Origin of the sequence: Rhizobium sp. AN6A, from assembly GCF_900215635.1 — a bacterium.
GTDB lineage: Bacteria > Pseudomonadota > Alphaproteobacteria > Rhizobiales > Rhizobiaceae > Agrobacterium > Agrobacterium tumefaciens.
Window position 1 is genome coordinate 578,062 of sequence record NZ_OCNC01000004.1, and the last position, 20,377, is coordinate 598,438.

The window sequence follows — 20,377 nt, forward strand, 5'->3', positions numbered from 1 at the left end:
GCAAACACCTAAGCAGAGACTGCTTTCCCGCTCGCCCACAGCGGCCCATCTCCGCAACCACGGGACACACTCTCAACCGAAGCCGCAAAAATAATTTCATCCCCGCTCATCCCCGCCCCGCCGCGCCGCATCACAATCGCTGGCGAACAGCCACCGAGCGCGGAAGAGACATCATGACTGAACAGACGGCGAGACTTCGGCTTCCTTATATCCTGCCCTCGCAGGCTCAGAAACACGTCACCCACAACGAGGCGCTGCAGCGGCTGGACGCGATCGTCCAGCTGGTCGTCAAGGACGTGGTCGCCGCCCCGCCCGACAATGCGCCGGAGGGAGACTGCTTCCTGCTCTCGCTTGACGCCGCTGGCGACTGGGCGGGCAAGGGCGGGAAGCTCGCCTTCCGGCAGGACGGTGCGTGGCTGCTGATAGCACCGCAGCCCGGCTGGACGGCATGGTTTGCCAGCGAGGGTAAACATCGCGTCCTGCGGGACAGCGCATGGCGGGACTTGCCGCTGCCTGCCGCAGCTACCCTCGAAAGGCTTGGCATTGGCACACAGGCTGATGCCACCAACCGTCTGGCGCTTGCCGCCCCCGCCAGCCTCTTTACCCACACAGAAGAGAACGGCAACCACCGCATGGCGATCAACAAGGCGGCAAAGGCCGATACCGCCTCGCTGCTGTTCCAGTCCGGCTGGAGCGGCCGGGCGGAAATGGGCCTTGCAGGCAATGACAGTTTTTCGATCAAGACCAGCGCCGACGGCATTTCCTGGCACACGGCCCTTTTGTGCAGCGGCGACGGCAGGATCACGATGCCGAACCGGCCCGTGGTTCTGGCCAGCCTGCCTTCGGGCACGACGAGGCCGCCCAACGGCTCGGCTTCGGGGTTTTCCATGCTCTTCATCGACGAGGGTGGTTTCGTTCTCGGCGACGCGGTCGGCACAGGCGGCGGAAGGGAACTCGTCGTTCCCGTGAAAGGTCTCTATCTGGCCACCCTGTCGCTTGCCGTGATGTCCTCATCCGGGCACCGGGTTTCGCTTACCGTCAACGGTGCGGCTGGCGGCCTCACTGTGGCGGGCAACGCCTCCAATGCCGGCACCTCGCAGTCGACGACCTTTATCCTGCCTCTCAATGCTGGCGATCGCCTGCGACTGTTGCATGAGGGAACCGCGGAATTCGCCCACGGCAGCGGGAAAACGTGCCTTTCGCTTGCGGCCCTGTGAGGAAAACAACCGATGGACGATAAAAAACACGATTTTTGGAAAAATTTTTTCCCGACAAAATAAGGCGACTCGAACAGATCGGGCGAAACCGTTCAAATTCTTAATAAATTGTCACGAACTGCTTAGGCAATTTTTAAAGGTACGGGGCTAAAGTTCCCGTCATATGGTCTTGAGTTTGTATAGAGTGTCCAATGACCGAAATGATACGCCCACGAGTTAAATATGTCATCGGCCCCGATGGCAGCCCTCTGACGATTGCGGATCTTCCGCCGTCAAATACCCGTCGATGGGTTATTCGCAGAAAGGCAGAGGTCGTCGCCGCCGTGCGCGGAGGACTGCTGAGCCTTGAGGAAGCCTGCGAGCGTTATACGCTCACCGTCGAAGAATTCCTGTCCTGGCAGTCGTCGATTGCCGATCATGGCCTTGCAGGCCTGCGCACCACGCGCATTCAGCAATATCGCCACTAAACCAGTGCGCCGGCGCGGCAACGCGCCCAAACCGAACTTCCAAAACGCCCCGTCGCATCGACGGGGCTTTCGGTTTGATTTTGGATTTCCCCTGAAAATTGCCAGACACAGCCAGTGACTGTCACCGGTTTGTGTCCACTGCGTTCGCTATCCCGCTGTTTCAATTCAGGCGCAGGCCGTTACAGTGGAAAAAACGAGAAGCAATGCGAAGGCAGAGATCATGGATATCAAGACAACCGAAACCGGATCGCGCGGCGAATATTCGGCAACCATCGACGGCCACAAGGCCGAGATGACCTATTCGCGCACCTCCCCTTCCCTCATCATCATCGACCATACCGGCGTGCCCGATGCACTGCGGGGCAAGGGTGTCGGCCAGGCGCTCGCCGCCCATGCCATCGATGAAGCGCGCAAGGGCGGCTGGAAAATCATTCCGCTCTGCCCTTTCTTCAAGGCTCAGACGCTACGCCACCCTGACTGGGCAGATGTCATTCAGGGGTAACTAGCCAGACGGGCTGAGGCTTGGGACAAAACCTCAAGTTTGTTTTTTAGCGAAAGCGGAGCCCACACGCTCCGTCACCCCGGCCAAGAGCCGGGGTCCTGCCAGCTCAAATCCTTGAGCTTAAGGGAATCTTCCGCCGCGCAGACGCGCGTCGGCTGGATGCCGGATCAGGCCCGGCATGTCGACGGATAGGTTTCAGGCTGCCAGCAATCACGCCACCTTCAGCGGCGGTGTTCCTGCATGTATGCTCCTTCGAACTTCGGCCCGAAATTCCGGCGTATCCTCGGCGCCATGCACTGCCACGGCATGTTGAACCGCCGCTTCCATGAGTTCCTCCGGCGTATCGGCTGAGATGGCGATCGAGCATTTGCTGTCGCTCGGGAATTCGCGGCAATCGATATATTGGCGGGCCATTTGTTTCCTCCCCGCTTTTGGCCCACCCGCGTCCGCGCAGGGCGCGCGTGGGACAAGCCTCCGGCTCTTGGTCGGAACTTCACCAAATTACGCCTTTCCCCAGCCCCGGACAATCGAAAACGCAGGGATTCCCTGCATCCCTGCCCCCGCAAGAAACCTGCCAGCAGGGCGCTGCGGTGCGCCAAAGCAAAAGGCCGCCAACGAGGGGCGGCCTTCCAGAAAAAAGCATGGGCATCCCGTCATTGAAAGCCGCCTCCTGATCCACCGGCAGCCGTCAATGAGGACGATCCTTATATGATCTTGCGCCGATACCTAGGCGCGGGCGCGGATCGCTCCGTCGCGGTTTTCCAGTGCCGCCGCCTTTTCATATTCGGCCTGCACCTCTTCCAGAGAAGCCTCTGCGGCTTCCTGCTGGGTCTTCAGCTCCCGGATCGAGACCTGAAGATTGTCCGCACGCTGACGCGCGGCCTTGGCGAAGGTCGGATATGCGAAGTGGGTCGGATCGGTAATGCCGGACTTGCTCTCTTCCAGCGATATCTGATGCACCAGTTCCTTTGCCATCCGCTCAAACTCGGACATCATCTGCTGCAACTGGCTAAGTTGCCGGCGTTTTTCATTAACCTGAAATTCTTTCAGGCGAACCAGGCTGTCACGCGACTTCATACGCAATACTCCATGGATAGCGAGACCCGGATCAAAAAGGCACTATGCCCCCTCGATCGGCCCGTTTAACCCGCCCGCTCAACCGGCCCGGTTAACCCGTTGTGCCGGAATGATTCCCAAAAGTTACCCGGCGTTAATAAAAAAACGCCGCCGTTAACCTTTCGTTTACGGGCATCGTTAATGATAAACACGATCATTTAAGGGTCGGTAAATGCCAGGTCCAAAAAAACGGGCCCGACGATGTAAGAGTCGATTGAATCACTTAGCGAGATATCCTCACGTTAAGCTTCAATTTTGGCGATGGTGGATTCACGTGCAAAAACAGCGAAATGCCAACTTTGCTTAATAAATTCGATACACCTTGCCAAAGGCAATTAGAATTTGTTAACCATTTGGTGGCAGCCTGCAAATCAGGCAACGTCTGGATCCGCATCGCGCGAGGCAATGATTTACCAATCTGCGGGCGGCAAAGGGGATAATTATGCGGGTTCTACTTATTGAAGACGACAGCGCAACAGCGCAGAGCATCGAACTGATGCTCAAGTCGGAAAGTTTTAACGTCTACACGACCGACCTCGGCGAGGAAGGCGTGGACCTCGGTAAGCTCTACGATTACGACATTATTCTTCTCGATCTCAACCTGCCCGACATGTCGGGTTACGAGGTCTTGAGAACCTTGCGCCTTTCCAAGGTCAAGACACCCATCCTCATCCTCTCCGGCATGGCCGGCATCGAGGACAAGGTTCGTGGTCTCGGCTTCGGCGCAGACGACTACATGACGAAGCCGTTCCACAAGGACGAGCTTGTTGCCCGTATTCACGCAATCGTCCGCCGTTCCAAGGGCCATGCGCAATCGGTCATCTCCACCGGCGAGCTGATCGTCAATCTCGATGCCAAGACGGTTGAAGTGGGCGGCCAGCGCGTTCACCTGACCGGCAAGGAATATCAGATGCTTGAGCTGCTTTCGCTGCGCAAGGGCACGACGCTGACCAAGGAAATGTTCCTGAACCACCTTTATGGCGGCATGGACGAACCGGAACTGAAGATCATCGACGTCTTCATCTGCAAGCTGCGCAAGAAGCTCGCAAATGCCGCAGGCGGCGCAAACTACATCGAAACCGTCTGGGGCCGCGGTTATGTCCTGCGCGAGCCTGATGGAGCCACGGAATTTCTCGAAACCGCCTGATCCCCTTCAGGATATGGCAGTTTTTAAAAGACCCGCTGGCGACAGCGGGTTTTTTGTTGCGATTTCATGATTGGATAGTGCCATGGACCATTCTATCCCCACCCTCAGGACGGAACGCCTGATTTTGCGCCCGCAGATCTTGGCGGATTTCCCCGCCTATCGCGACTTTATGGCGTCAACCCGCTCCATCGGCGTCGGCGGACCATATGACCTGCCGTCGACCTGGGGCGTTTTTTGTCACGATCTCGCCAACTGGCATTTTTTCGGCCACGGGGCGCTGATGATCGAACTTGGCGAAACCGGGCAATGTATCGGCCAGGTCGGCATCAATCACGGCCCGCTATTTCCCGAAAAGGAACTGGGCTGGCTGCTTTATGGCGGCCAGGAAGGGCACGGTTATGCTGCGGAAGCGGCCTCCGCACTGCGCGACTGGGCATTCGAGACCCTGAAATTGCAGACGCTGGTCAGCTATGTCTCGCCGCGCAACAGCAAATCAGCAGCAGTTGCACAGCGCCTCGGCGGTATTATCGACCCATCGGCACCACGGTCTGATCCCGAAGACCTTGCCTATCGGTATCATCCGCAAAAAGCGGCCTGAAGGATCGGGACGTCCCGAACACCTGTCTCAATGCATTTCCACGTTCAGGAAGCCGACAATCGCCTCCGCGATCTGCCGGTGGATGGCCAGGCGGTCCCTGCCCCCGCCGTCACGGCAGACGAAACCTTCCCCCGGTGAAAGCTCCTCAACGATTTTTTCGCCGTTTGGCTTGCATATCTGCATGAAGCTGAAGTGGCTGGCATCCGGTATTTCCCGATAAACCGTGGTCGCCTTTGGCAGATTGCGGGCGATATATTCCGAATCAACCTTGATGGCGGCAATCTCCGGCGTTTCCACACCGGCGGCCAGAACCAGAACCGGTACATCGACACGTTTCAGCGTTTCCGGCAGGAAACCGGCAGCCGGGCCAGCGTCGAGCGCAATCACCGCGCGGATGCGAGCATCGCGCAAATCCATCGAAAGGCGTGGATCGGCCTTGCCGCCGTTAACGATTCCGACCTTGGCCAGCAACCGTGGCGCCTTGCATTGCGGCAGAACCTTCTCCGCATTGCAGTCTTTTAGCGCGAGATCGGCGCTGTAGCGGGCACCAGTCAGCTCCATAGCGGTCCAGCCTCCGAGAGAATGGCCGATGACCGCGATGCGTGCCCTGTCGATTTTGCCAGCGAGTTGATCGTTATCGAGCAATGCCGTCAACGTTCTGCTGATGTCGCGCGGGCGTTCCCATAACGGCACGATCTCCATCGCATTCTCTTCAGTAAATGATTCGCCCGCGTGATCCGGCGCGGCCACGATATAACCCTGCTGAACAAGCTCACCGGCGATCCAGTTCAGATTGCGCCAGCTTCCGCCAAACCCGTGTGACAGCAACACCAGAGGACGGGAACCGGCCAGAAACGACGCATCAGGTTGAACCTCGAGACCATAAAAGGCCGCGTTTTCGCCCACCGTCTCAGTTTTTCCCGATGGCGCGGACGGATACCACAATGACAGGTTCAGCATTCGCGTGCCCGAATCATCGGGCAATTCCAGCTGTCTGAAACCAATGGCGTTCTCCGCCATCACGGGCGCAGCGGTGGAGAGGATGGCGATGGCAACCACAAGAAAATAGCGCATGTGAAGCTCCAAAAATTGATCTTGGATCAACCCTTGGTTCAAACCGCCACCGTCCGAGACCTCGAACAGGTTTCAGGTCGCCCTGAAACGCGATCGAGACGACAAGGCTGGAATGCGCAGCACTAACCCCCCACCACCCGCTCGAAAAGCCGGATGGGATTGCCCCGGAATGTCGAATCGCGAAACAGGCGGAAGCCGAAACGGGTGGCGATGGCGAGCGAGGGGGTATTGAGCGGGTCGATCATGCAGACGGTCCGCTGCGAAATTCCGCTGCGATCGAACCACCCTGTTGCCGCCGCCACCGCCTCGGTCGCGACGCCCTTGCCGTTCAGATCAGCATCGATTTTCCACATCGCCTCTGGCACGCCATCGAAATCGGTGCCGTTTCCACGGCGCATATGGGCAAAGCCCACTTCGCCGACGATACGCCCGGAGCTTGTCTCCTCCACGACAAAGGGACCGAAGCCGAAGACCGACCAATGGCCGATGAAGCGCAACAGACGGGCAAAGGCGACTTCGGCGTCCAGCGGCGTAATCGATGTGACCCCTTCGATGGGCCGGACATCCGCGCTCCAGAACGCACAATAAAGCGCTTCATCCGTGATGGCGTGCGGCCGCAGGACGAGGCGCGCGGTTGTCAGACGTGTCATGAACCTCTTCCTCAAAAGCAAAAAAAGCCGGCGCGTCGGAAAACGCTACCCGGCCCTTTCGCAAAACTACCTCTGCAACTGAACGATCACGCGGCAACCGTCTTTGCGGTAAACACGATGCGATCCTCATGCACCTTGTATTCCACGGCCATATCGGCCTCCTCCGCCAGAAGCAGCGTGTAATAGGGCTGCACGGAATGGGCGTCGACCGCCTCTTCCAGCCTGCCTTCGTAGATCTCGGCGAATTTGGCCGGAATGCGCATCATCTTGCCCTTGACGGTGATTTCGAATTTCGCGTCACCCTCCGGGTCTTCCAGCACCACATCCACATTGCCACCGCGCGGGATCGCGCTGTAGGACACGAGAAAGAGGTTGAGCAAAAGTTTGACACGATTTTTCGCGACGATGGCGCGTGGGCCGTTCCAGGTCACTTCGGCCTTCTTTTCGGCGGCAGCGAAATCCTTGGCGGCTTTTTCAGCCTCGCCGGTATCGATCGAAGCCCCGGCGGAGCCGGACGCGCCGAAAGCAAGGCGGGCGAACTTCAGCCGCACGGATGCGTTAAGAGCGGATGTGCGGATGAGATCCAGCGCATCGTCATCCGTGCCGCCCTCGTCCAGCAATTCGAGGCCGTTATTGATGGCGCCGACAGGAGAGATCACGTCATGGCACACACGACTGCACAGAAGAGCTGCCAGATCGGGACCGGACAGCGTGATATTGAGTTTGCTCGTCATAAAATTCTCTCCTGCGCAAGGGAGGCGCGGACGGTGTGGAAATTGTTAAGCCATAATGACACCATATTTGGTAAACCGATTGTTAATAGGATGGTTTCAAAATGCCAAATGCCTTAACAGGCCACCCTGGAGCGCCCTGCGTCCGTTCGGACGTATAAAGGATGCTCTGGAACTTTGAATCTTCGCATGGGCCCTGCCGAAAATCGATTCGGATTTTCGGGCTGATGCACCAACGAACAGACGGACGGACATGACGATGCGCCTTACGAAAACCCGCACCATTGCACGCCTCGGACTGGGAAAGATTTTTGCGCTCCTTGCCAGCCTTTTGATGTGGGCCGCACCGGCCTCGGCCCAGAACAGCGATCAATATTCTTTTCAGGAAGTCGTGGATGCAGGCCACGGATTCTTCGGTGAAACCACCGGCGGCCTCGCCAAGGTGGTGGAACGCGCCTTCCAGCAATACGGTCTTCCGAACGGTTATATTCTGGGGCAGGAAGGCTCCGGCGCTTTCGTCGCGGGCCTCACCTATGGCGAAGGCACGCTTTATACCAAGAATGCCGGCCAGCATCCCGTCTTCTGGCAAGGCCCGTCGCTCGGCCTCGATTACGGCGGCCAAGGCACCCGCGCCATGATGCTGGTCTACAATCTGCCTTCGGTCGATTCGCTTTATCGCCGTTACGGCGGCGTCAGCGGCTCGGCCTTCATCGTCGCCGGCGTCGGCATGACCTACCTGAAAAGCAGCGATGTCACGCTGGCACCCATTCGCACCGGCATCGGCGCGCGCCTCGGCATCAATGTCGGCTACCTGAAGCTTACCCAGGAACCGACCTGGAACCCCTTCTGACGCTGAGATGGGGAGGCACTCTTGCGGCTCCCCACGCAATTGCCTTGGCGATACCCCTCCCAACGGTTGCAATAATAGCGTAACGTGCTCTCGCGCTCCTCTTTCCGAATGCGCGCGTATCTGAGTTTCGGAGACTGTCTCGCGTGATTGAATATGCCATTCTTTTCGGATTGGGTTTTCTCACCGCAACCCTGCTGGCCTTGCTGATCGCGCCCGCGATCCATCGCCGCATCGTTGCCTATACGGAAAACCGGCTGCGCGCGACAATGCCCATCAGCCCCCAGGAAGTTCGCGCCCAGAAGGACATGGCACGCGCGCTCTATGCCGCCGAAAACGCCAAGGTTCGTCAGGAACTGGACACCGAACGGGAAAAGAACACCTCGCTCCGCCTCGCCAACGAGGCAGCATCCAGCGATGCCTATCGCCTCGGCGAGCAGAACCGCGGCCTTTTGCTGAAAATCGAGGAATTGACGCTGGAAATCGGCGAATTGCGCGGCGCACTCGACGCCAGCGAGGAACGCGCGGGCGCAATACAGGCAAACCTTCTGGAGCAGGAACAGGCCGCAAATGCGCGTGCCGGCCAGATGTCTGAGATCACCGCTCGCCTCACCAATCTGACCCGCGAGCTGGATGATTCGAAAATCCTCGCCGCCACCCGCGATCTGGAGGCCGAGCAGGCAAAACAGACTGCCTCGCGTTTCCGCAAGGAGGGCGAAACGGCGACCCGCGAGTTGCAGGATGTCGCTGCCCGCAACAAGGAGGCCATGACGGCGGTTGCGCGCGAAAGCCGCAAGGTCACCCGGCTGGAAGAACAGATCGCCAATGTCATGGCAAAAAATGCCGATCTCGACACCATGCTGACCCTGCGCAATCAGGAGGTTGCCCGTCTGAAGGAACAGCTTGCCGCAACCGGCGGCCGCGCCGACGACATGATCATTCGTCTGCCCAACCCCGCCGTACTGAACGGGGAAACCGCAAGCCAGCCGCAAAAGGCGCCCGCCCCGCCCGAGATCGCGCCCGTGGTCACGGCAGAGACTGCAACGGCCTCAACCGCCATGGAACCGGCAGCGCCGCCGCCGGAAGGTCTGGAGCAGGAGATCGAAGATATCCGCAATCAGGGAACGGCACTCACCGAACGCCTGCTGAATGTGCGCGGCACCGGCAACGACGAACCGATTCGTCGCGAAATCGCCCGCATCGCCGCCCAGATGATCGCGCTCACGGCGGCACAGGAAAGCGACAAGTCGCCGATCCCGGGGCTGCTTGCGAAGGCCAGCGCCTCGACCGGCCGTGAGAGCCTTGCGAAGCGGGCGAGTGTGTTGATGGAGAAGCGGAAGGGTTGATACCTCTACGCCTTTGCGTATGCGGCTTCACCCCCCTCTGCCCTGCCGGGCATCTCCCCCACAAGGAGGGAGATTAGCAAGAAGCGCTACCGCCACTTTATTCTTAAATGTTGAGATGGCCGAGACCTCGCCTCAGGTCGATCTCCCTCCTTGTGGGGGAGATGCCCGGCAGGGCAGAGGGGGGTAAGCCTCATACGCAAAGGCGGGGATAAGTCTCAGCCGCCGAAGGGAACAAGCCCCTCTAAAAACGCCGCCGAACCTAAACCCGCCCGATAGCCCCCGCCATCTGATAAAGCGCCAGCCCCGAAGCCGTCCCCGCATTCAAACTGTCCAATTGCGGCGACTGCGCAATCCTGGCGGTATGGAACCGAGACAGTACCGATTGCGGCAACCCCTCGCCTTCCGTGCCGATGACCAGCGCCATGCGCTCCGAACGTGGAATATCGCGAATCTCGGTCTCGCCATTCGGCGAAAGGCTCCAGATCGCAAAACCGGCCTGCGAAAGCTGCTCCAGCATCTGCACCGCACCACCGCCGCGATGATAGGGAACCGAGAGAACGGAACCGACGGACACCCGGAGCGCCTTGCGATAGAGCGGATCGCATGAAGTCTCGTCCAGAAACACCGCATCGGCATAAAAGGCCGCGGCGTTGCGGAACATCGCACCCAGATTGTCGTGGTTGGAAATGCCACAGCCCACCAGCACCAGCGAGGAGGCGGGAAGCGCGTCCGTCAACCCGTCCAGCGTAATGTCACGCACCCGGCGGCCAAGCGCCAGAATGCCGCGATGCAGGTGAAAACCGACAATGCCATCCAGCACCGGCGCTTCCGCCACATAGACCAGCACATCGGGCGGAAAATCGGCAAGAATATCCGCGACGCCGGAAAGCCGGTTCTTGAGGATGAGAATGCTTTCTGCCGCAAAGGCACCACCCGCCTTGTGGGCGGCGGCCAGCATACGCAACACAACCGTGCCTTCCGCGATGAAACGGCCCTGGCGACCGGTGAGATCACGCTCGCGAATATCGCGAAAGGCGGCAATGCGCGGATCGGCCGGGTCTTCGACCGGGATCAGAGCCCGACCGTCCAGGAGCGCATGCGCACCCGCCGGAGCAATATCCTCACTGGGCATCGACCGTCACATCGGCGAGAAACCGGCCGGCCGCGACGTTGAAGACCAGCGCCTTGCGGGTGCCGTTGGCAAGCTTGCCGTAAAACAGCATGTCACCGCCGGAATAGCTGACATTGTCGATCGTAAAGCCCTGCGGCAGGCTGGCGGTCACGGCAAGCGGTCCGTTGCCGGTGGGAACCGCCAGATTTTGCGGTACGCTCTGCGTTACAACGGTTTTCGATGGTCCTACCGCCTTGTAGACAACCGCGCCGAACACAGCCATAAGGCTGATGAACATCACGGAGCCCGACACGATCTGCAAACGGATCATCTTGCGGCGAACTTTATCCATGGCCGGATCAAGCGGCTTGTCTTCCTGTTCGTCTTGCTCGATGTGCGTCATCGGGTTCCCTAGAATGCTGATTGATCGGAAAAATAAGAATGAACGACCCCTTTAAACAAGGCGGAGACGCAAGGAAAGTCCTGATTGCCGGCGAAGACGCCGAAGGCCGCATCGATGTGTGGCTTGCGGGCGAAGTTGGCGGCGATCTGTCGCGCAGCCGCCTGAAAGCCCTGATCGAGCAGGGTGCCGTTTTATTGAACGGCACGCCGGTGACCGAGCCGAAAAAGAAGGTGCACCCGCACGACCGCGTCGAGATCGTCATGCCGGAGCCGGAAGACCCCGAACCCAAGGGCGAGGATATCCCGCTCGATGTGGAATATGAGGACGACGACCTGATCGTACTCGTCAAACCCGCCGGTCTCGTTGTGCATCCCGGCGCCGGCAACTGGACCGGAACGCTGGTCAACGCCCTCATCTATCATTGCGGCGACAGCCTCTCCGGCATTGGCGGCGTGAAGCGCCCCGGCATCGTGCATCGGCTGGACAAGGAAACCTCCGGCGTCATGGTCGTGGCGAAAAACGACAATGCACACCGCCATCTCGCCGCGCAATTTGCCGATCACGGCCGCACCGGCCCGCTGGAACGCGCCTACAAGGCCGTCGTCTGGGGCCGACCGCGCACGCTACGCGGCACCATCGACGCCGCACTCGGCCGCGGCGCCGACCGCACCAAACGCGCCGTCAAGCGCGAGGACACGGACGATGCCCGCGAGGCGATTACCCATTACGAGGTGATGGAACGTTTCCATGAAAAGGCGGATTCGTCCTGCCTCGCCTCGATGGTGGAGTGCCGCCTGGAAACCGGCCGCACCCACCAGATCCGCGTGCACATGGCCCATATCGGCCATCCGCTGATCGGCGACCCCGAATATGGCGCGGCCTTTCGCACCAAGGCGAACCTGCTTGAGGAACCGGCAAGAAGCACCGTCAACCGCTTTCCGCGACAGGCGCTGCATGCCTATCTCCTGGCCTTCGAACATCCCCGCACCGGCGAGGTGATGGAATTCGAAACAGACATGCCTGATGATATGGAAGAACTGCTTACCGCCCTGCGCAGCTGAAAATGCCGCACGGCGAGGTCAAAAAAACCACGCCGTGCATCTAGCCGGAAGCCACGGAAAATAAAAAGAGATTAGCGGATAGCGATATTCCCCACATGGTCTTTCTTGTAGACCGCCCCAATTCCGCTTCAATCGTCGCACCTCTTCGAACCCCGGAAAGCTTGAAATCGCCACCGCGAATGCCGTGGCCGGACCTCGGGCTTGCCGAAAGACAGACGTTGCAAGGAACGCCGTTTTATCCGCAGAGCTGAACGGAACCGGCATGACGACGGGATCTATCGCGCATGAATACCGATGAACGCCAGTTTATCTTTCAGGAATTACGAAGCGTCGAAGGCTATATCGACCCACCCGACGCTCTTGTCTTCAAGGCGCTGCTGCAGGCGCAGACAAGGGACGGCCTGGAGGGCGGCATGGCGGAGATCGGCATCTATTATGGCCGGTCCTATTTTCTGCTGCGCAAATTCGCGCAGCCGCAGGAAAAGGTACTGGGCGTCGACCTGTTCGAACTCGACCCACCCTCGGACGGAAGCCTCGACCAATATGACCGCCTGATGGAAAACGGCAGGCGGTTGGGTTTTGCGATGGATGAGGACTTGATCATCAAGGGCGACAGCACCCGGCTCGCACCCACCGATATCACTTCGCGGACCGGTCCCGTCAGGTTCTTCAGTATCGACGGCGGGCACCACCTGCACCATGTGCTGGCGGACGCGAAACTGGCGCTGGAGGTGATCGCCCCACACGGCGTCATCGTCTTCGACGATACCTTCAACCCCGCATGGCCGGAAGTGACCGTTGGCGTCGCCGATTTTCTGCGCACCCACGGCCACAGCCTCGCCTGCTTCGCCATGACGAAATACAAGACCTATGTCTGCCGCCGCGAATTTCACGCTGTCTACGCGGACGCGATTGCCTCTGGCCCCGACTTGCAGACACTCGATCATGTCGAAACGGAGTTTCTCGGCTCCCGGGTCGTTCGCCTGCACAACCCCACCCGCCGGCGGGTCATGTATGAGCTGATGGTGCGCTCTGGTCTCGGTGGTTTTTCGGAACGAATTTACCGTTCGAAAGTTAAACAGGTCAAAGAAGGTGTCGCCGGGACATAACGCATGTGTGAACGCTGTGTTCGCTTGAAACGCGGCGGGTGCATACATATTTGTTACGTGGGTTCGTGCGGGGTCGGTAACGACCCGCCACTAGCGGTGTGCCTTGGGCGAGTAATCGCCAATCGATGAGGGTGCCGTTTCAGACCATAGATAAGGGGGTGCTTTATGGCCCGCAATAGTTTGCCTACAATTACGGCCGGCGAAGCCGGTCTCAATAGATATCTCGACGAAATCCGTAAATTCCCGATGCTGGAGCCGCAGGAAGAGTACATGCTTGGCAAGCGTTACGCCGAGCATGGTGACCGCGACGCCGCTCACAAGCTCGTCACCAGCCACCTGCGCCTTGTTGCCAAGATTGCCATGGGTTACCGCGGTTACGGCCTGCCGATTGGCGAAGTCGTGTCCGAAGGCAATGTCGGCCTGATGCAGGCGGTGAAGAAGTTTGATCCGGAACGCGGTTTCCGTCTGGCCACCTACGCCATGTGGTGGATCAAGGCTTCGATCCAGGAATATATCCTGCGTTCGTGGTCGCTGGTGAAGATGGGTACGACTGCCAACCAGAAACGCCTGTTCTTCAACCTGCGCCGGCTGAAAGGCCGTATCCAGGCGATCGACGATGGCGATCTGAAGCCGGAACACGTCAAGGAAATCGCCACAAAGCTGCAGGTTTCCGAGGAAGAAGTGATCTCGATGAATCGCCGCCTGCATGGCGACGCATCGCTGAATGCGCCCATCAAGGCATCCGAAGGCGAATCCGGCCAGTGGCAGGACTGGCTGGTGGACGACCATGAAAGCCAGGAAGCCGTGCTGATCGAGCAGGACGAGCTGGAAACCCGCCGCCGTATGCTGGCCAAGGCCATGGGCGTGCTTAACGACCGTGAACGCCGCATCTTCGAGGCCCGCCGCCTAGCCGAAGACCCGGTAACGCTGGAAGAACTCTCATCCGAGTTCGACATCAGCCGCGAACGCGTGCGCCAGATCGAGGTTCGCGCCTTCGAGAAGGTTCAGGAAGCGGTGCAGAAGGAAGCCCTTGAAGCCGCCCGCGCGCTGCGCGTGGTGGATGCGTAAGGCAAGGGTTCGACGCCAATGCGCTGACCATGAATTATCCTCGGCCTTCGGCCGGGGATTTTTTGTTTGTAAAGGGCGGGCGATGGGAAATGGTCTGCCTCTGAGACCCGCGATTGTGCTGGAGGAAAGCGGTAGGGAAAATATCCGCGCTTCAGAGTATGCCGCCTACCCCCCTCTGCCCTGCCGGGCATCTCCCCCACAAGGAGGGAGGGAGATTGGCAAGAGGCGCCCGCGTTGCGCTATCTCGACCGTCAAGAAAGGCGAAACCTTGCCGCGAGTCGATCTCCCCACCTGTGGGGGAGATGCCCGGCAGGGCAGAGGGGGGGTGAGCCGCACCCACCAACATCCCCAAAACCCATCACCCGACAAAGCAAAGACACCGCCGCAGCCGTTCCATAAGCAGGTCGCCGGTTGCCTAACAAAAGGGCGGGCTGAGCCGCCCCCACACCAATTACTGACCGGTCGCGGGCTTTGCAGCCGCCCATTCGCGTAGCGCCGTATCGAAAGCGGCGATGCCGTCATTGCCCTTTTGCAAGGTCAGAAGCGCACGGCGGCCGTTGCGGTAGGAGACCGGGATGTCGATCCAGTTGCGGCTCTTCAACAGCTCCAGATTGGTCTTCATCGCATCCGGGAAGTCGTTGAGCGCGATCATGTGGAAATCGTCGGTGATCTTGGCCGGAACCGCGATCAGGGCGTTACCACGATCCTGCTCCGTGCTCTTCATCGCGATGCGCTGGACGCTGTCGATCGCGCCGCCTTCGAAGCCGGGCGAAACCGAGAAGACGATCTCGATCAGATGGCTTGCCGGAAGCGAAGGATCGGTGTTGCGCTTGAAGGTGATGAGCGCACTGAGGCCACGGCCGGGAACCGTGATCTGGCCCTGCACCGTTGCGGACGGACGACCCTCATTGTCGTTTTCCTGCTGCAACGACCAGGAAACGCTGCCCTGAATGGCGGTGGGAACCGTCTGGCCCAGCACTTCCTCGTAGAGGAACATGCGGTCGCCGGTGGCGGCAGCGGCCGCAGCAGGCGGCTGTGCCGGCGGCGTACCAGCAGGAGTACCCGCAGCAGTATTGGCCGGAGCCTCGCCCGCAGGCGGCGGCGCGACATTCTGCTCATAGACCGACTGGCCTTCCGCCGTGACGGGCTGACCGTTGGCGCCCGGCGCCGGCCCCTCGTCGCGCTCGGTCCCGTCGGCCAGAAGCCGCTGGGTGAACTTCGTGCCGGTGACGGACCCGTCATCGGCATGCGGCTGCGCCTGATGGTTGGTCGGGCTTGTCGTCGGCTGCTGCCCGCTGGCAGGCGGCTGCTGGGCAGCTGGCGGTGTGGATGTCGGCGTCTGCGCCGTATTGGCTGGAGGCGTCTGCGTGCCGCCATCCTTCTGTGCCGATTGCACCAGGCCACCGACCATGTCGTTCAGCGCATCACGGTTCAACCAGAGCGCATAACCACCACCGGCAAGAAGCCCGGCGCCCACAAGCGCAAGCACCAGCGAGGCATAATTCCGGCGCGGCTTCTTCTTGACCATGTAAGCGGGCGTCGCGGCACCAGCACCGAGAGCGGGCATTTCGTTCGTCGTTGCCCGGCTGGAAGATGATGCGCCGTCATAACCGATCAGCTCGTCCAGATCGTCCCAGGGCGTGCGCTCCTTGTTGTCCTTGGAGGCACGGTCATCGAAGGGATCGTGATCGGCGCGCGGCAACGCAGGCGTGGCCTTCGGCGGGATAGCGAGATCCGTGTCCTCGAAATAGGACGAGAAGTCCTCGACGACAGCAGCCTTCTTCGGGGCCGTGTCTTCGGTCTGCCGGGGTTCGGAAAAATCGTCGTGCCCGCCAAAAATCGGATCGTGATCGGCAGCAGCGCGGTAACCGGCATGCTCGTCCCCGTCGCGCCGCTCAGGCTCGAAGCTGACATCCGGGGCCTGATAGTGCTGCGCGGAATAACCGGCGACGACGGAATGGTCGTCCCTCTCGTGGCGCACTTCGGCCTCGGCAGCCGGGCGAACATCCTCGTCCTGCGCTTCTTCGAGTTTGCGCCAGTCATCCTCATCAACCGGCTGCGCCCAATGGGGCGGCACGGAATCATCGGCATGGGGGGCAGCCGCTTCAGGCGCGATATCGCCAACGCGCTCGTCCTCCGGCTGATAGGCCGGCTCTTCATGCGCGCGGGTGAAATAGGTACCAGCTTCCTCGTGAGGACCGGCTTCATGAACCGGCGCGACACGGGCCGGTTCGGGTGCGTCGTAAAGCTCTTCCGGCTCACGCGCCCCGTAATGCTGTTCCTCATGCGGGATGAGAGCGGCGACGGGTTCCTCGGGGAGAGGCTCCTCTTCGCGGGCGGGTTCTTCATAAACCGGCTCTGGCTGGACAGGATAAACCGGCTCCGAATGTGCGGGCACAACCGGAGCAGGCTCTTCCTCAACCGCCTCGTACCGCTCGGCGGCATGAACGGCAGGCTGTTCGGCAACATCCTGTGGATGATAGGCAGCGACCGCCTCTTCCGCCACGGGGGAGAAAGCATCATCCTCCTCCAGTGCCGGCAAGGCCTCGGCATATTCACTGTCCACCTCGGCTATGGCGGCGTCCAGCTTGGCGATCTGCCGGCGCAACAATTCTTCCGGCGGACGTGGCTTCATATTCTCGAGCTGGCGCACAACCGCACTGCGCGCCTTGTCGTAAACCTTCGCCCGGTTTTCGGGAGTATTGTTCGCCAAGCCATCCACGGCCTTGCGAATGACTGCTACAAAATCCGCCATAAGCACTTTCTCGTCGTGACCGGCGACGTACCGGCCCGATATGGTTTATGAATCTAGATCGCCGAGGACATTAGTCCTCAAACGGATCAGTCACAAGTATGGTGTCGTCACGCTCCGGACTTGTCGACAGAAGCGCGACAGGCGCCCCGATCAGTTCTTCCACCTGACGGACATATTTGATTGCCTGAGCAGGCAAATCCGCCCATTTTCGGGCGCCGACGGTAGATTCTTTCCAGCCTTCCAGCGTGACATAGATCGGCTCGACACGAGCCTGCGCACCCTGGCTTGCGGGAAGATGATCGATTTCCTGCCCGTCGAGCTTGTAGCCGACGCAGATTTTCAGCTCGTCCAGACCGTCGAGAACGTCAAGCTTGGTGAGCGCGATGCCGGTGATGCCGTTGGTGGCGACCGACTGGCGCACCAGCGCTGCGTCAAACCAGCCACAACGACGCTTGCGGCCGGTGACGGTGCCGAACTCATGGCCCTTTTCGCCCAGGAACTGGCCGATTTCGTCATGCAGCTCGGTCGGGAAAGGACCTTCGCCGACGCGGGTCGTATAGGCCTTGGTGATGCCGAGAATATAACCCAGCGAACCCGGACCCATGCCCGAACCGGCAGCGGCCTGACCGGCAACCGTGTTGGAAGAGGTGACATAGGGGTATGTGCCGTGGTCGATATCGAGCAGCGAGCCCTGCGCGCCTTCGAACAGGATGCGCGCACCGGCGCGGCGCTTCTTGTCGAGCAGCAGCCATACGGTTTCGCTGAACGGCAGGATGCGTTCTGCAACCGAGCTCAACTCTTCCATGATGGTTTCATGCGAAACTTCAGCAGCGCCGAAGCCGCGACGTAGCGCATTGTGATGCGTCAGGATGCGATCGACCTTGGCGGACAGCGCCTCCATGTCGGCCAGATCCATGACGCGGATGGCGCGGCGGCCGACCTTGTCTTCGTAGGCCGGGCCAATGCCGCGGCGCGTGGTGCCGATCTTGGTGCCGCTGTTGGAGGCGGCGTCTTCGCGCATGCCATCAAGTTCGCGGTGCAGGGAAAGAATGAGCGTGGCATTGTCTGCAATGCGCAGGTTTTCCGGCGTGACCTTCACGCCCTGCACTTCCAGACGGCCGATTTCAGCGATCAGCGCATGCGGATCGACCACGACGCCGTTGCCGATGACGGCGAGCTTGCCGGGACGCACGACGCCGGAAGGCAGAAGCGAAAGCTTGTAGCTGATGCCATCGATGACAAGAGTATGGCCGGCATTGTGGCCGCCCTGATACCGCACGACGACATCTGCCCGCTCGGACAGCCAGTCGACAATCTTGCCTTTGCCTTCGTCGCCCCACTGCGAGCCGACCACCACAACATTCGTCATTTCTTGCTTTCCTGCTCATGGCGCTTGCGCGCCCGATAACCCGATGGGAAACCCAAACCCGCGAATGTATACTGCGTTGTTTTACGGAAAGCGACCCTGTTTCTTATGGTGAATTTTGCTTTTTCCGTGACAAAACGCCGAATTCCGCATTATCTCGCCCCGTGGGGGGACAAGCGCGGACGCAAGGCCGCTATTCACCCCCTAGCCTTTTCCCGCCCCTTGAAGAAGCGAAACATCAGCGTGCCTTCGAAAGCCTATCTCGCCCTCATCATCGCCACGCTCTGCTGGGGTGGCAATACCGTTGCCGGAAAGCTCGCCGTCGGCCACATCAGCCCCATGGCGTTTACCTTCCTGCGCTGGGTTTTGGCCGTCGCCATCATCTTCGCCATTTCCGTGCCGCAGCTCATCAAGGACTGGCCGGTGGTGAAAAAACGCCTGCCTTACTTCTTCGTGCTCGGCAGTGTCGGTTACACCGCCTTCAACGTCTTTCTTTATACCGCGCTGCAGCACACCTCCGCCATCAATGCCGCCGTCATCCAGGCGGGCATTCCCATGGTCATATTCGTGCTGAACTTCATCCTGTTCCGCACCCGTGTGCTGTTCGGCCAGATCGCCGGTTTCTGTCTCACCATTGCGGGCGTGGCGCTTCTCGCCTCGCATGGCGATCCGGTCTCGCTGCTGCAACTGGAGATGAATGCCGGCGACGCCATCATGCTGCTGGCGGTGCTGGTCTATGCCATCTACACCGTCATCCTGCGCTGGAAACCAATCGTGGACTGGCGCACGCTGATGGCGATCCCCGCCTTTTTCGCCCTCCTAACCTCAGTCCCGCTGGTCTTCTGGGAAATCTCACGCGACAACGTCGTCTGGCCCGATCAGAAGGGTTGGGTGCTGGTGGTCTATGCCGCCATCTTCGCGTCGCTCATCGCCCAGATCCTGTACATCAAGGGCGTGGAGCAGATCGGCGCCAACCGCGCCGGTCTTTTCATCAACCTCGTCCCGGTCTTCGGCACGCTTCTCTCCGTCATCGTCCTCAGCGAAACCCTGCATCCCTACCAGATCGCGGCGCTGGTGATGGCGCTGGCCGGCATTGCCGTGGCGGAACGAAAAAAATCGCCGGCTTCCTGATCCCGTAAGGGTCTGGAAAACCGGCGCAGTCTGGCAGGCATGAAAAGTTCGGGTTAGAGCGCGGTTTCGCGCTCAACCGGAGAGAAAGCGGCATTGCCGAGCACGATATCGCCCTTGTCGGTGCTCACAATAAGCACCTTTTCGAGCGATCCGTCATCATCAAGCAAAAAGGCAAGGCGCAGTGCTGCGGAAGACCAGCCGGCACCGGCCAGTGCCGTGCGCTTGATCGCGGCACAATCGCCACAATCATTGGCGCTTACCGAAGGCGTTGCCGGAACATCGGCTGAAAAGCCGGAGAAATAATCATCGAGTGCGCCCATGGTGGCGTTCACATCGCGGTTGACGCGCAGCAGTTCATCGCGGCGTTCGCCGGTCAGCGGCGCGGCAATCGTCGAAACGCATTGGCCGGCGGACAGAACGCAGCCATCAAAACCGCCGGGCGCCGAAATACCGATCTGTGTTACGGCGCTCTTTTCGGCTGCGGCAAAGCTGCGGGCAAAACCGGCGGCACCAGCCGCATCGGCATGAGTGGACATGGAAGCAATGGCAATTCCGCAGATGGCGGCAGCAATAATCTTCTTCAGCATTTTCATACCCCGTTTGACGATCCGCCGGCTTGTGCCGGTCTCGATTTCTGTTTTCCGCAGCGGCCCCGTCCTTGCAGGTTGTCCGCTCCTT

Annotated in this window: 21 protein-coding genes; 11 read left to right on the top strand and 10 right to left on the bottom strand. The window is 60.1% G+C overall.

From position 1 onward, the window contains the following. Positions 1 to 173: 173 nt before the first annotated feature. From CRO62_RS15450 to CRO62_RS15460, 3 genes are all read left to right on the top strand, one after another. The gene (locus CRO62_RS15450; protein WP_097100805.1) at positions 174 to 1,217 is read left to right on the top strand and encodes a DUF2793 domain-containing protein; all 1,044 of its coding nucleotides are present in this window, start codon (positions 174 to 176) and stop codon (positions 1,215 to 1,217) included. A 191-nt stretch (positions 1,218 to 1,408) separates the two neighbouring features. Further along, on the top strand, positions 1,409 to 1,684 hold the full coding sequence (locus tag CRO62_RS15455; RefSeq protein ID WP_003513963.1) for a DUF1153 domain-containing protein: 276 nt from the start codon (positions 1,409 to 1,411) through the stop codon (positions 1,682 to 1,684). Positions 1,685 to 1,904: 220 nt separating this feature from the next. After that, on the top strand, positions 1,905 to 2,186 hold the full coding sequence (locus CRO62_RS15460; RefSeq protein WP_065687540.1) for a GNAT family N-acetyltransferase: 282 nt from the start codon (positions 1,905 to 1,907) through the stop codon (positions 2,184 to 2,186). A gap of 210 nt (positions 2,187 to 2,396) precedes the next feature. Here the strand turns inward: CRO62_RS15460 and CRO62_RS15465 are convergent, their stop codons facing one another. Both CRO62_RS15465 and CRO62_RS15470 read right to left on the bottom strand, forming a co-directional pair. After that, the gene (locus CRO62_RS15465; protein WP_003513967.1) at positions 2,397 to 2,600 is read right to left on the bottom strand and encodes a DUF1059 domain-containing protein; all 204 of its coding nucleotides are present in this window, start codon (positions 2,598 to 2,600) and stop codon (positions 2,397 to 2,399) included. A gap of 312 nt (positions 2,601 to 2,912) precedes the next feature. Then, positions 2,913 to 3,263, bottom strand: a complete 351-nt coding sequence (locus CRO62_RS15470) for a flagellar export protein FliJ (RefSeq protein ID WP_013636730.1) — start codon at positions 3,261 to 3,263, stop codon at positions 2,913 to 2,915. Between the two features lie 481 nt (positions 3,264 to 3,744). Here CRO62_RS15470 and ctrA point away from each other — a divergent pair, with 481 nt between their 5' ends. Together ctrA and CRO62_RS15480 are read left to right on the top strand one after the other, a co-directional pair. Further along, the gene (gene ctrA / locus CRO62_RS15475) at positions 3,745 to 4,449 is read left to right on the top strand and encodes a response regulator transcription factor CtrA (RefSeq protein ID WP_003491823.1); all 705 of its coding nucleotides are present in this window, start codon (positions 3,745 to 3,747) and stop codon (positions 4,447 to 4,449) included. A gap of 82 nt (positions 4,450 to 4,531) precedes the next feature. Beyond that, positions 4,532 to 5,047 (top strand): GNAT family N-acetyltransferase, encoded by a 516-nt coding sequence (locus CRO62_RS15480; protein WP_097100806.1) that lies wholly within the window; start codon positions 4,532 to 4,534, stop codon positions 5,045 to 5,047. 27 nt (positions 5,048 to 5,074) lie between these two features. Here CRO62_RS15480 and CRO62_RS15485 read toward each other — a convergent pair whose 3' ends face one another. From CRO62_RS15485 to chpT, 3 genes are all read right to left on the bottom strand, one after another. Next, positions 5,075 to 6,121, bottom strand: a complete 1,047-nt coding sequence (locus CRO62_RS15485; protein WP_179784542.1) for an alpha/beta hydrolase family protein — start codon at positions 6,119 to 6,121, stop codon at positions 5,075 to 5,077. Positions 6,122 to 6,243: 122 nt separating this feature from the next. After that, positions 6,244 to 6,771: a GNAT family N-acetyltransferase gene (locus CRO62_RS15490; protein ID WP_097100807.1), complete on the bottom strand. Its 528-nt coding sequence runs from the start codon at positions 6,769 to 6,771 to the stop codon at positions 6,244 to 6,246. A gap of 86 nt (positions 6,772 to 6,857) precedes the next feature. Beyond that, positions 6,858 to 7,505 (bottom strand): histidine phosphotransferase ChpT, encoded by a 648-nt coding sequence (chpT, locus tag CRO62_RS15495; protein ID WP_003513974.1) that lies wholly within the window; start codon positions 7,503 to 7,505, stop codon positions 6,858 to 6,860. Between the two features lie 250 nt (positions 7,506 to 7,755). On the opposite strand from chpT, the gene CRO62_RS15500 reads away from it, so the two are divergent. Continuing rightward, positions 7,756 to 8,352, top strand: coding sequence for a DUF1134 domain-containing protein (locus CRO62_RS15500; protein ID WP_003513975.1), 597 nt, complete (start codon positions 7,756 to 7,758; stop codon positions 8,350 to 8,352). 143 nt (positions 8,353 to 8,495) lie between these two features. Then, positions 8,496 to 9,695, top strand: coding sequence for a hypothetical protein (locus CRO62_RS15505; RefSeq protein WP_097100808.1), 1,200 nt, complete (start codon positions 8,496 to 8,498; stop codon positions 9,693 to 9,695). Positions 9,696 to 9,954: 259 nt separating this feature from the next. Here CRO62_RS15505 and CRO62_RS15515 read toward each other — a convergent pair whose 3' ends face one another. After that, positions 9,955 to 10,827, bottom strand: a complete 873-nt coding sequence (locus CRO62_RS15515; protein ID WP_097100809.1) for a TrmH family RNA methyltransferase — start codon at positions 10,825 to 10,827, stop codon at positions 9,955 to 9,957. Then, positions 10,817 to 11,209: a hypothetical protein gene (locus tag CRO62_RS15520; RefSeq protein ID WP_003513978.1), complete on the bottom strand. Its 393-nt coding sequence runs from the start codon at positions 11,207 to 11,209 to the stop codon at positions 10,817 to 10,819. The genes CRO62_RS15515 and CRO62_RS15520 overlap by 11 nt, the downstream gene beginning before the upstream one ends. A gap of 38 nt (positions 11,210 to 11,247) precedes the next feature. On the opposite strand from CRO62_RS15520, the gene CRO62_RS15525 reads away from it, so the two are divergent. The 3 genes from CRO62_RS15525 to rpoH all read left to right on the top strand — a co-directional run bounded on the left by CRO62_RS15525 (position 11,248) and on the right by rpoH (position 14,447). Further along, positions 11,248 to 12,270 (top strand): RluA family pseudouridine synthase, encoded by a 1,023-nt coding sequence (locus CRO62_RS15525; protein ID WP_097100810.1) that lies wholly within the window; start codon positions 11,248 to 11,250, stop codon positions 12,268 to 12,270. Between the two features lie 284 nt (positions 12,271 to 12,554). Continuing rightward, positions 12,555 to 13,379 (top strand): class I SAM-dependent methyltransferase, encoded by an 825-nt coding sequence (locus CRO62_RS15535; protein WP_097100811.1) that lies wholly within the window; start codon positions 12,555 to 12,557, stop codon positions 13,377 to 13,379. A 165-nt stretch (positions 13,380 to 13,544) separates the two neighbouring features. Next, positions 13,545 to 14,447, top strand: a complete 903-nt coding sequence (gene rpoH / locus CRO62_RS15540; protein WP_003491840.1) for an RNA polymerase sigma factor RpoH — start codon at positions 13,545 to 13,547, stop codon at positions 14,445 to 14,447. Between the two features lie 451 nt (positions 14,448 to 14,898). On the opposite strand, the gene CRO62_RS15550 is transcribed toward rpoH, so the two are convergent. Then, entirely contained in the window at positions 14,899 to 17,202 is a 2,304-nt protein-coding gene (locus tag CRO62_RS15550; RefSeq protein WP_179784543.1) for a hypothetical protein, read from the bottom strand. Between the two features lie 70 nt (positions 17,203 to 17,272). Then, positions 17,273 to 18,571 carry an adenylosuccinate synthase gene (locus tag CRO62_RS15555; protein WP_003513983.1) on the bottom strand — a complete coding sequence of 433 codons (1,299 nt, stop codon included), beginning with the start codon at positions 18,569 to 18,571 and terminating at the stop codon, positions 17,273 to 17,275. Positions 18,572 to 18,811: 240 nt separating this feature from the next. Between CRO62_RS15555 and CRO62_RS15560 the strand changes: the two genes are divergently transcribed. Then, a complete protein-coding gene (locus CRO62_RS15560; RefSeq protein WP_026330752.1) occupies positions 18,812 to 19,699 on the top strand; it encodes a DMT family transporter in 888 nt (295 codons plus the stop codon). 53 nt (positions 19,700 to 19,752) lie between these two features. Here the strand turns inward: CRO62_RS15560 and CRO62_RS15565 are convergent, their stop codons facing one another. Next, positions 19,753 to 20,286, bottom strand: a complete 534-nt coding sequence (locus CRO62_RS15565) for a transglutaminase-like cysteine peptidase (RefSeq protein ID WP_026330751.1) — start codon at positions 20,284 to 20,286, stop codon at positions 19,753 to 19,755. Between the last annotated feature and the right edge of the window lie 91 nt (positions 20,287 to 20,377).

What these genes read in the sequence shown, in the direction of transcription:
- CRO62_RS15450 (WP_097100805.1), top strand. Translation starts at nt 174, where the DNA reads ATGACTGAACAGACGGCGAGACTTCGGCTTCCTTATATCCTGCCCTCG.
- CRO62_RS15455 (WP_003513963.1), top strand. Translation starts at nt 1,409, where the DNA reads ATGACCGAAATGATACGCCCACGAGTTAAATATGTCATCGGCCCCGAT.
- CRO62_RS15460 (WP_065687540.1), top strand. Translation starts at nt 1,905, where the DNA reads ATGGATATCAAGACAACCGAAACCGGATCGCGCGGCGAATATTCGGCA.
- CRO62_RS15465 (WP_003513967.1), bottom strand. Translation starts at nt 2,600, where the DNA reads ATGGCCCGCCAATATATCGATTGCCGCGAATTCCCGAGCGACAGCAAA.
- CRO62_RS15470 (WP_013636730.1), bottom strand. Translation starts at nt 3,263, where the DNA reads ATGAAGTCGCGTGACAGCCTGGTTCGCCTGAAAGAATTTCAGGTTAAT.
- ctrA (WP_003491823.1), top strand. Translation starts at nt 3,745, where the DNA reads ATGCGGGTTCTACTTATTGAAGACGACAGCGCAACAGCGCAGAGCATC.
- CRO62_RS15480 (WP_097100806.1), top strand. Translation starts at nt 4,532, where the DNA reads ATGGACCATTCTATCCCCACCCTCAGGACGGAACGCCTGATTTTGCGC.
- CRO62_RS15485 (WP_179784542.1), bottom strand. Translation starts at nt 6,121, where the DNA reads ATGCGCTATTTTCTTGTGGTTGCCATCGCCATCCTCTCCACCGCTGCG.
- CRO62_RS15490 (WP_097100807.1), bottom strand. Translation starts at nt 6,771, where the DNA reads ATGACACGTCTGACAACCGCGCGCCTCGTCCTGCGGCCGCACGCCATC.
- chpT (WP_003513974.1), bottom strand. Translation starts at nt 7,505, where the DNA reads ATGACGAGCAAACTCAATATCACGCTGTCCGGTCCCGATCTGGCAGCT.
- CRO62_RS15500 (WP_003513975.1), top strand. Translation starts at nt 7,756, where the DNA reads ATGACGATGCGCCTTACGAAAACCCGCACCATTGCACGCCTCGGACTG.
- CRO62_RS15515 (WP_097100809.1), bottom strand. Translation starts at nt 10,827, where the DNA reads ATGCCCAGTGAGGATATTGCTCCGGCGGGTGCGCATGCGCTCCTGGAC.
- CRO62_RS15520 (WP_003513978.1), bottom strand. Translation starts at nt 11,209, where the DNA reads ATGACGCACATCGAGCAAGACGAACAGGAAGACAAGCCGCTTGATCCG.
- CRO62_RS15525 (WP_097100810.1), top strand. Translation starts at nt 11,248, where the DNA reads ATGAACGACCCCTTTAAACAAGGCGGAGACGCAAGGAAAGTCCTGATT.
- CRO62_RS15535 (WP_097100811.1), top strand. Translation starts at nt 12,555, where the DNA reads ATGAATACCGATGAACGCCAGTTTATCTTTCAGGAATTACGAAGCGTC.
- rpoH (WP_003491840.1), top strand. Translation starts at nt 13,545, where the DNA reads ATGGCCCGCAATAGTTTGCCTACAATTACGGCCGGCGAAGCCGGTCTC.
- CRO62_RS15550 (WP_179784543.1), bottom strand. Translation starts at nt 17,202, where the DNA reads ATGGCGGATTTTGTAGCAGTCATTCGCAAGGCCGTGGATGGCTTGGCG.
- CRO62_RS15555 (WP_003513983.1), bottom strand. Translation starts at nt 18,571, where the DNA reads ATGACGAATGTTGTGGTGGTCGGCTCGCAGTGGGGCGACGAAGGCAAA.
- CRO62_RS15565 (WP_026330751.1), bottom strand. Translation starts at nt 20,286, where the DNA reads ATGCTGAAGAAGATTATTGCTGCCGCCATCTGCGGAATTGCCATTGCT.